Annotated in this window: 9 protein-coding genes and 1 riboswitch; of the genes, 2 read left to right on the top strand and 7 right to left on the bottom strand. The window is 66.0% G+C overall.

The window, feature by feature from the left end:
* The 4 genes from AC062T_RS04010 to AC062T_RS03995 form a co-directional block, all read right to left on the bottom strand.
* Positions 1-215 (bottom strand): tetrahydrofolate dehydrogenase/cyclohydrolase catalytic domain-containing protein (locus AC062T_RS04010; RefSeq protein WP_476027619.1); only part of this gene is annotated, 215 nt, incomplete at its 3' end.
* Positions 216-299: 84 nt separating this feature from the next.
* Positions 300-1,598 carry a serine hydroxymethyltransferase gene (glyA, locus tag AC062T_RS04005; RefSeq protein ID WP_108514945.1) on the bottom strand — a complete coding sequence of 433 codons (1,299 nt, stop codon included), beginning with the start codon at positions 1,596-1,598 and terminating at the stop codon, positions 300-302.
* A 51-nt stretch (positions 1,599-1,649) separates the two neighbouring features.
* Positions 1,650-1,732, bottom strand: a riboswitch (ZMP/ZTP riboswitch).
* 71 nt (positions 1,733-1,803) lie between these two features.
* On the bottom strand, positions 1,804-3,042 hold the full coding sequence (locus AC062T_RS04000; protein WP_476027617.1) for a hypothetical protein: 1,239 nt from the start codon (positions 3,040-3,042) through the stop codon (positions 1,804-1,806).
* A gap of 134 nt (positions 3,043-3,176) precedes the next feature.
* Entirely contained in the window at positions 3,177-4,448 is a 1,272-nt protein-coding gene (locus tag AC062T_RS03995) for an MFS transporter (RefSeq protein WP_476027615.1), read from the bottom strand.
* 110 nt (positions 4,449-4,558) lie between these two features.
* Here AC062T_RS03995 and purU point away from each other — a divergent pair, with 110 nt between their 5' ends.
* A complete protein-coding gene (gene purU, locus AC062T_RS03990) occupies positions 4,559-5,437 on the top strand; it encodes a formyltetrahydrofolate deformylase (RefSeq protein ID WP_476027621.1) in 879 nt (292 codons plus the stop codon).
* Positions 5,438-5,504: 67 nt separating this feature from the next.
* Positions 5,505-6,635 (top strand): N-acetylglucosamine-6-phosphate deacetylase, encoded by a 1,131-nt coding sequence (nagA, locus tag AC062T_RS03985; protein ID WP_476027613.1) that lies wholly within the window; start codon positions 5,505-5,507, stop codon positions 6,633-6,635.
* Here nagA and AC062T_RS03980 read toward each other — a convergent pair whose 3' ends face one another.
* From AC062T_RS03980 to AC062T_RS03970, 3 genes are all read right to left on the bottom strand, one after another.
* A complete protein-coding gene (locus AC062T_RS03980) occupies positions 6,636-7,427 on the bottom strand; it encodes a glucosamine-6-phosphate deaminase (RefSeq protein WP_476027611.1) in 792 nt (263 codons plus the stop codon).
* Positions 7,427-8,338: an ROK family protein gene (locus AC062T_RS03975; protein WP_476027609.1), complete on the bottom strand. Its 912-nt coding sequence runs from the start codon at positions 8,336-8,338 to the stop codon at positions 7,427-7,429. Before AC062T_RS03975 ends, AC062T_RS03980 begins: the two co-directional genes overlap by 1 nt.
* A partial coding sequence (locus AC062T_RS03970; RefSeq protein ID WP_476027607.1) for a glycoside hydrolase family 3 protein occupies positions 8,335-8,947 on the bottom strand: 613 nt, incomplete at its 5' end. The genes AC062T_RS03975 and AC062T_RS03970, both read right to left, overlap by 4 nt.

Here is an 8,947-nt window from a genome sequence, read left to right as displayed (position 1 = left end):
GTCGCGGGCAGATCGACGCGAATCGACTCGATTCCCACCTCGGCACAGTCGCGGTGCTTGCCGGCGACGTACGACCGTGACCCGGGGTCGTCGCCCACGAGCAGCGTGCCGAGCCCGGGCGTGATGCCCTTCGCCTTGAGGGCGGCGATGCGGTCGGCGAGTTCTGCCTTGACGGCGGATGCCGTGGCGACGCCGTCGAGAACGGTTGCGGTCATGGTTCGATTCCTCTCAGCGAACGCCTCTGGCCGCCGTCGCGGCACCCGGGGTGCGGCGGTCGGCGGCCAGAGGCACTGGTGTGCTTAGGCCCAGGTACCGGGGCTCTGAAGGCCCGGGTAGAGGGGGAATCCGTCGGCGAGCCTCTGCACGCGTGCACGCAGCGACTCGATGTCGGGGTTCGGCATGAGGGCGGTCGCGATGATGTCGGCCACCTCGGTGAACTCCTCGTCGCCGAAGCCGCGGGTTGCGAGCGCCGGGGTGCCGATGCGAACGCCAGAGGGCGTAAGCGGCGGGCGCGGGTCGTTGGGCACGGAGTTGCGGTTCACGGTGATGCCGACCGAGTGCAGGATGTCCTCGGCATCCTTGCCGTGGATCTCCGACGTGCGCAGGTCCACGAGGACGAGGTGAACATCCGTTCCCCCCGTGAGCAGGTCGATGCCGGCGGCCTTGGCGTCGTCCTTCATGAGGCGCTCGGCGAGGATGCGAGCACCGCGAACGGTGCGCTCCTGACGGTCCTTGAACTCCTCCTCTGCGGCCAGCTTGAACGCGGTCGCCTTGGCGGCGATCACGTGCATGAGGGGCCCGCCCTGCTGACCGGGGAACACAGCGGAGTTGATCTTCTTGTGTGTCTCAAGGTCGTTGGTGAGGATGAACCCGGAGCGCGGACCGGCCAGGGTCTTGTGCGCGGTGCTGCTGACAACATCCGCGTAGGGCACGGGCGACGGGTGCAGGCCCGTAGCAACGAGACCGGCGAAGTGGGCCATGTCGACCCAGAGCTTGGCGCCGACCTCGTCGGCGATCGCGCGGAAGGCAGCGAAGTCGAGCTGGCGGGGATAGGCCGACCATCCGGCGATGATCACGGCGGGCTTCACCGCGAGCGCCTGGTCGCGCACGATGTCCATGTCGACGAGGTTGGTCTCGGGGTTCACTCCGTAGGAGTTGGCGTCGTAGAGCTTGCCAGAGAAGTTGAGCTTCATGCCGTGGGTGAGGTGGCCGCCGTGGGCAAGCTCGAGACCCAGGATGCGGTCGCCGGGCGAGGCGAGCGCCATGAGCACCGCAGCGTTGGCCTGGGCGCCGGAGTGGGGCTGCACATTGGCGTAGCCGGCTCCGAAGAGCGCCTTGGCGCGGTCGCGGGCCAGGTCCTCGGCAATGTCGACGAATTCACACCCGCCGTAGTAGCGGCGGCCGGGGTAACCCTCGGCGTACTTGTTGGTGAGTACCGAACCCTGCGCCTCGAGAATGGCACGCGAAACGAAGTTCTCGCTCGCGATCATCTCGAGTGTTCCGCGCTGGCGGCCGAGCTCCTGCTCGAGCACAGCGGCGATCTCGGGGTCAACACTCGACAGCGGGTCGGTGAAGGTGGAGGGAAGTTTGTCGTTCACGTGGGCTCCTTACGACTGACATGACCAAGGTACCCCGGCGCGAGCCAGGTCTCGGGCGGCCCAGGCGTACGGCCGCGTCGATGTCAGTCGCTCCCCGGTGGTTGCCCACCTCAACGCCAGTCGCGACCCTGCAATTCTAGCGCAGCATCCGAACGGAAAAGGCCCGCAACATCACGCGCTGCGGGCCCCTCCTGAGACGCATTGACTATGCGGCGACCTTGCGGCGACGATAGACGGCGGCACCGGCAAACGCCGAACCGAGAAGCAGAAGCGTGCCCGCCACTACGACGGCGGGAGTGGCGTCTGCACCCGTGGCGGCCAGCGCGGGCTGGGAGAGCGACACGGCCACGAGAGTTCCCGTTGCCGACACGGTGAAGTACAACACCGCGGTGACGGTTGAGCCGTTTGCCAGCGTGCTTGAGAGGGTCACCGAGTGACGCCCGGCCTCAAGGCCCGCAGGAATCGTGAAGGACTGTGCAAGAACACCGTCGATCGCCACTGTTCCCGAACCGATGATGACCGGGGTCGACCGCACAGTGACGCTGAATGCGGCACCGGGCTGGAGGCCAGACATGACGACGTTGACCGGGGCACCCGCAATCGGAGCACCGGTAGCGGCGTCGATCGTGACGGCGCTGTTGCCAGCAGCCGCAGCGATGTTCAGGATGAGCGGCGCCTCTGCGTAGTTGGTGCCGTCACCAACTACGAGTCCTGCGTTGAACGAACCGCTGTAGATGGGGGTTCCGACGATCCGCAGCTGGGGTGCGACTCCCGGGGACTCGATCGATTCGAACATGAGGCCACTGAACGGGTTGACAATGCCCGGCCCACCGGACTGCGGGCCAGCCGCAACCCAGCCGTATGACGTCCAGTCCCATGCGCCGGCAAGCTGGAGCGGCACATTCACGTCTACTGCGGTGCCCTGCTTAAGCGCGATGGGGGCTGCAGCCACGGTGCAGTCAGCACACGGCGGGGCCACGACGGGCAGTGCTCCGACCGTGATGCTGGCGAAGACTGCGCTGGCGTCGCCCCAAGCAGGCGCATCGCACGTAGTGACGCGCTCGTAGAACGCCACCGAATATTCGTCGTCCTCTTCGAATGCCATGTAGTCACCCGTGAGGAGTGCGAAATCTGCTTGCGCCTGGGCGGTACTCACGGCGGTCGTGTTGAGCTCTGCCCGGTTCTTGTATTCCGACATGCAGATGAAGCCGCCTGCGCTGTCGATTTCGGTGAGGCTTGTGTCGCCATTGAAATGGGCCGTGAAACGCTCACCGATGTTGACGGTCGACTGCCCGAAGGAGACTGCCGTGATGGGGAATTCGGGCACCGCCATGGCTGGCCCCGCGACCAACAAAGGGGCTGCGAGAACTACGGTCGCGACAGCGACCGACGCGGCCCGGCGGCGGCCGGTACGCAGGAAGGCAAGACGGGGGGACGAGGACATGAAGGCTCCGATGATTGATGGCCCGCGATTGCGCATCAAGCCGAAGCCTGAATGAACCTCAGCAGGAACGTCGCACAGCCTATTGAGCCGAATCTCCCGGCCGAAAGCCCCCATTGGGGGATGCCTCCGCGCCCCTAGTGCTCGATAACCCGGCGCTGCTTCACTCCGTGGAGCACAACATCCGCCACGACTACCAAAAGGATGGCGACTACCAAGAACGCCGCATGAATGTAGGGCAGAACACCAAGCCCCCAGTGCTCAAGCGCCAGCGCTCCCACGAGCGCACCGCCACCAATGCCCGAGTTGAAGGCTGTCGTATAGAACGCGCTCGAGACGTCGCGGATGCGAGCGGGAGCCGCCCGCAGCACGCGCGTCTGAAGGAGCGGCGGCAGCATGCCCCCTGCCAACCCCCAGATGAGGAATGCGATGACGCCGAGCCAGAGAAAGCCGGGCCACACGGCGAGCGTGAGCACCGACACGAAAACGGTGACCAGCGCGATGATGAGACCGAGCCGGGGCCGGCTGCCCAGCCACGCCGCCACGATGACGAGGGACAGCAAACCCATGACGCCGTAACCGAACAGCGCAGGGCTGATGAAGTCCTTGCTCACCCCGACCGAACGCTCGAGGAACGGCGTGATGTAGGTGTAGAAGGTGTACTGCCCGATCATCGTGACTGCCGTGATCACGCAGACGATGACAACAGCGAGAACCGACTGCTCTCGCCGCGGCGCCTGGGAAACATCCGTCAGCACGGTAACGGCCCCCGTGGACGTACTGCTTGCGACCGCAACGCTCATGGTGGGGGTGCTGGCGCCCGCTTTGACGGGCGGCAGGAACTTGTAGACAAAGAACGTTCCGATGAGCGCGAGACCCGCGAGCACAAGAAAGGCCATACGCCACCCCACGGCGTGACCAAGCGTCACTCCCAGCGGCACACCGAAGACGAAGGCGAGGGACCCGCCGCCGAGAGAGATCGACACTGCACGGCCGAGCTGTTCCTTGGGAACGAGGTACGAGGCGTAGGCGCCCATGACGGCCCAAAATAGACCGTGAGCTAGTCCACCCAGAATGCGCGACGCTACGAGAACGGCGTAGTTGGGCGCGAACGCTGTCATAACCGTGCTTGCGGCGAGCACCAAGAGCACGATGATGACGAGCTTGTGACGGTCGAAGCGCCGGGTCAGGTGCGATAACACTGCGCTTGATAGCACCACGGTGAAGGCGAAGACGCTCACCGTAAGCCCAATCAGGGATTCCGTCACGCCGAGTTCTGCGCTCATTTCAGGCAGAAGCCCGGTCGGCAGCATCTCGATCGTGACGCTGAGAAAGGTCGCCACAGCGACGGTAAACAGCGCGAGGTAGGGAAAAGGTGGCGGTGCGGTGCGGGTTTGAGGCGCGCTCATAGGATTTCGAAAACCGATCCAGGGGTGTGGGCGTGACGCCGCCAACGGGCCGTCGCGAGCGCGCGACGACGGTCCATTCTATCAACGGCCCTCCCGACCTCTAATCTGGACTGGTGAACTCGCTCCCTCCCACTGCACTTGACTCCACCCATTGGGTACTCACCATCGTCTGCAACGACCGCCCCGGAATCGTGCACGCGCTCAGCGGGGCGATCGTTACCGCTGGCGGCAACATCACGGAGTCGCAACAGTTCTCAAGCGTCGACACCGACAACTTCTTCATGCGCCTCCAGGTCGAATCCACGGCAACGCGCGCCGAGTTCGAGGCCGCCCTCCTGCCCGTCGTCGCCCACTACGACATGCGCTGGCACCTCGATGTGGTCGGCCGCCCCCTGCGCACCCTCGTGCTCGTCTCCAAGGCAGCGCACTGCCTTAACGACATGCTCTTTCGTGAACGCGCCGGTCAACTGCCCGTGCACGTGCCCCTCGTGCTCAGCAACCACGACGAACTCGCCGGCCTCGCCGAGTTCTACGGCGTCCCCTTCGAGCGGATGCCCATCGGCAACGCTGCAGACAAGGCCGCGTTCGAAGCGCGCATTGTCGACGAGGTTGAGAAGCACGACATCGAGCTTGTGGTGCTTGCCCGGTACATGCAGATTCTCTCGCCCGAGCTGTGTGAATTTCTTGCGGGCAGGGCCATCAACATCCACCACTCGTTCCTGCCCGGGTTCAAGGGGGCAAACCCCTACCGTCAGGCCCACGCGCGTGGGGTGAAGATCATCGGCGCCACCGCCCACTTCGTCACGAGCGACCTCGACGAGGGGCCGATCATCGAGCAGAACATTGTGCGTGTCGACCACACGCACTCCCCCGCCGAGCTCATGGCCATTGGTCAGGATGAAGAGAGCCGCACGCTCACGCAGGCCGTCAAGTGGTTCGCCGAGAACCGCGTGCTGCTCGACGGGCACCGCACCATCATCTTCAAGTAGGCCGCCGATTACCGGGGCGCGCGAACCCGCTACTGTGCCCGCGCACCGCCCGGAATACAGTGACACCATGACGACGGTGTTTCACGGAGCACGCAAGATCGATGTCGACGGTGCCATCGAAGATTTTTGGCTACTGGTCGATGGGGACACCATCACCGCCACCGGCGCTGGCCGAGCTCCGGATGCCGACACCAGCATCGATCTGGACGGCCGCACCATAACGCCAGGGTTCGTCGACCTGCACTGCCACGGGGGCGGCGGGCACTCGTTTGACGACACCGCTGAGGAGATCGCCGGTGGGCTCCTCACCCATCGAGCGCACGGAACAACACGATCCGTCATCAGCCTCGTCTCCAATCCCCTTGCCCAGATGCGCGAGAGCCTGCGCACGATCGCCACGCTCGCCGAAACGGATCCGCTCATTCTCGGCTCCCACCTCGAGGGCCCCTACCTCGCACCGGCGCGGCGGGGCGCCCACAGTCCCGAACATCTGCGGGCCATCGAGTCGCTCGAAATCGATGAGCTACTGAACGCCGCCAGGGGCACCCTGCGCCAGGTGACCATCGCCCCCGAGCTGCCCGGCGCATTCGAGGCCATCAAGACTTTCGCCTCTGCTGGCGTCGCCGTAGGGATTGGCCACACCGAGGCCAGCTATGAAACCGCGCGTGCGGCGTTCGACAGTGGCGCAACGCTGCTGACCCACGCGTTCAACGCCATGCCTGGCATCCATCACCGCGCCCCGGGGCCCATCATCGCCGCCTTCGAAGACGATCGCGTGACAATCGAGCTGATCCTGGACGGAACCCATGTGCACTCCGATGTTGCGAGGCTCGCCTTCGCCTCGGCGCGCGGGCGCATTGCGCTGGTCACCGACGCAATGGCGGCGGCAGGCTCGATCGACGGCGACTATCGCCTGGGCGAACTCAACGTTTCTGTGCGCGATGGGCGCGCCCTCCTCAGCGGAACCTCGACGATCGCGGGGTCGACGCTGACGCAGGATGCCGCGCTGCACCAGGCGATAACGCAGGTCGGAATCGACCCCGTGGCGGCGGTCGCTGCCGTCACGGCAAACCCGGCTAAGGCGGTTGGGCTTGGCAACCGGTTCGGCCGTCTCGCGCGCGGATATGCAGCGGATGTTGTCGTACTCAACGACGCATGGACCGCCGAGGCCGTGTGGGCTGCGGGTGTCCGCCTCTAGTTACGGTTTGCTCGCCCAGGCTTCGCGGTAGTAGTCGGCGAAGCGCAGGCGTGACGCGGCCGCCTCATCGACAATGGCGGTTACGCGCGGGTGCAACTGAACAACGGACCCGGGCGTCGACGACGACACCGCCCCCTCAATCGCTGCCGCCACGGCATCTGCCTTGCGATCGCCAAAGGCGAGGAGCACGAGGTGCCGCGCCCGCAGGATCGTGCCGAGGCCCTGAGTGATGCAGTGACGAGGGACCTCGTCGACCGAGGCAAAGAACCGCGCATTGTCTTCACGGGTCTGCCTGGTGAGCGCCTTGACCCTGGTGGGCGAGGCGAGCGAACTGCCGGGCTCGTTGAAACCGATGTGTCCGTTTGCGCCAATCCCGAGAATCTGCAGGTCGATGCCGCCCGCCGTCTCGATCGCGCGTTCATAGCGGTCTGCCGCAGCATCGAGCGCTGCCTCGAGCGGCCCGTCGAGCGCAGCATCGAGCACGCCGTCGTCGCCCGGCACCCGCACCATCGCCGGGTCGAGTCCCAGCGTGGCCACAACTTCGCGGTCGATCACGGCGCGATACGACTGCGGATGCCCCGGCTCAAGCCCCACGTACTCATCGAGCGCAAACGCCCTCACCCGCGAGAAGTCGAGGTCTCGTTGGGCAAGTGACCGGTACGTCGTGAGCGGGGTCGACCCTGTCGCCAGACCGAGCACGGCACAAGGGTTGCGTCTGACGAGGTGCTCGATCATGTCGGCCGCTAGCCGCCCCGCCACCTCGGCATTCTCGACGATGACCACCTCGGTCATCAGCTCACCAACCGAGGGGATGACGTAGGCGCCGCGAGGTGCGCTGCTCCGAGCGCCGCCACGGGAGACCCCTCGGGAAGGATGCGGATGCGCGACCCCAATTCGAGAGACGTGATGAACGGCGACGCTCGAGCCCAGCCGTCGATGACGCTCTCGACACCCTCGAGAATGCGACCAGAAAGCCTGCTGATGCCCCCGCCGATGACGACCGCATCGACATCGACTGTGAGCACGAGAATACGAACGGCAGACGCCACGCCTTCGAATAATCTGCTGCGAATCTGCACCGCCCGCGGATCCCCCGCATCGGCAGCATCAAGAACGGCGCTGACGGCGTTGGGTTCGCCCGTTGCCCACTGCCTGGCGATGCCCGATCCGGATGCCATCGCTTCGAGGCCCCCGGGCTGGCCGTCCAAGTCGAGCGGGCCGGCAGGGTCGATGAGGATGTGGCCGATCTCCCCCGCCGCCCCACGGGAACCTCGCCACAGCTCACCGCGCAACACGAGCCCGGCCGCGAGCCCGGTGCCCAAGTTGAGGTAGGCAATCGACTGAGTTGCTGGCACCCCGAGCAGGTGGAACGCGCCGAGCGCCGCAGCGTTCACGTCGTTCTCCACACGCACCTCCGACCCCAGCCGGCTGGCGAGCCGTGCGCCGAGAGCGAGATGATCAACACCGAGGTTGATGGCGTGCGAGACCGTGCCGGTCGCCGGATCCACCGTGCCGGGGATCCCGACTCCAATCGTCGATACCCGATCGTGACCACCCAGCTGCTCGACCGCGGCCACGGTCGAGTCGACCACGGCCTCGTGCCCGAATCCCGTCGCCAGCCTCACCTGCCGCAGCACCACCCCCGAACCGTCGACCAGAACGGCCTCGGTCTTGGTGCCGCCAACGTCAACGCCAATTCTCATTCCTGTGCCCACCACTTCGCCAAGGCATCCCCCACATGTCGGGAGGCACCGAAGGTTGCCACGTCGGCATAGGCGCGGTCGTCCGACGGCCACCCCATATCGACGACGATGACATCCGACCTGGTCGCCCGTGCCTCGTCGATGAGGTCACGCACCCATCCGTGCCGATGATTATCGCGGCCGATCACCACAAGCTGTCCCGCCACATCCGGCAACCGTTCGCCCTCACTGACGCGCACGTGGGCGGGCGGCCCCCATGGCGCGGCGCCGACGGCGATGTTGCTGGCGGTTTCGAGCGCAACGATTGTGGCGGTCGGCCGTGGCCGAGTTGCGGTGCGCACGTCGAACGCCGCGATGGTGCGGTCGAGATCGCACTGCGGCTCGTCGTGGGGTCCTGGCTGCGCCTCGGCGGGGTAGCTGCGCGCGAGGGCGAGCACCCGGTCGGCCGCGTCGTGCAGGCGGGAATGCGAGATGCGGCCTGCGGCCACGGCGTCGTCGATGGCCGCCTCAATCTCGCCGATCTGCTGGTCGGTGTTTCGTGGTCCTATGCAGAGCAAATCGCATCCGGCAATGATCGCGCGGACGGCCGCTTCGGCAATGCCGATCTGC

The organism is Homoserinimonas sp. (assembly GCF_056262345.1).
This window is presented reverse-complemented; position numbering and strand designations above follow the sequence as displayed.

Bases quoted from the DNA above. Each gene is read 5' to 3' on its own strand.
- AC062T_RS04000 (WP_476027617.1), bottom strand. From the start codon at position 3,042: ATGTCCTCGTCCCCCCGTCTTGCCTTCCTGCGTACCGGCCGCCGCCGG.
- AC062T_RS03995 (WP_476027615.1), bottom strand. From the start codon at position 4,448: ATGAGCGCGCCTCAAACCCGCACCGCACCGCCACCTTTTCCCTACCTC.
- nagA (WP_476027613.1), top strand. From the start codon at position 5,505: ATGACGACGGTGTTTCACGGAGCACGCAAGATCGATGTCGACGGTGCC.
- AC062T_RS03980 (WP_476027611.1), bottom strand. From the start codon at position 7,427: ATGACCGAGGTGGTCATCGTCGAGAATGCCGAGGTGGCGGGGCGGCTA.
- AC062T_RS03975 (WP_476027609.1), bottom strand. From the start codon at position 8,338: ATGAGAATTGGCGTTGACGTTGGCGGCACCAAGACCGAGGCCGTTCTG.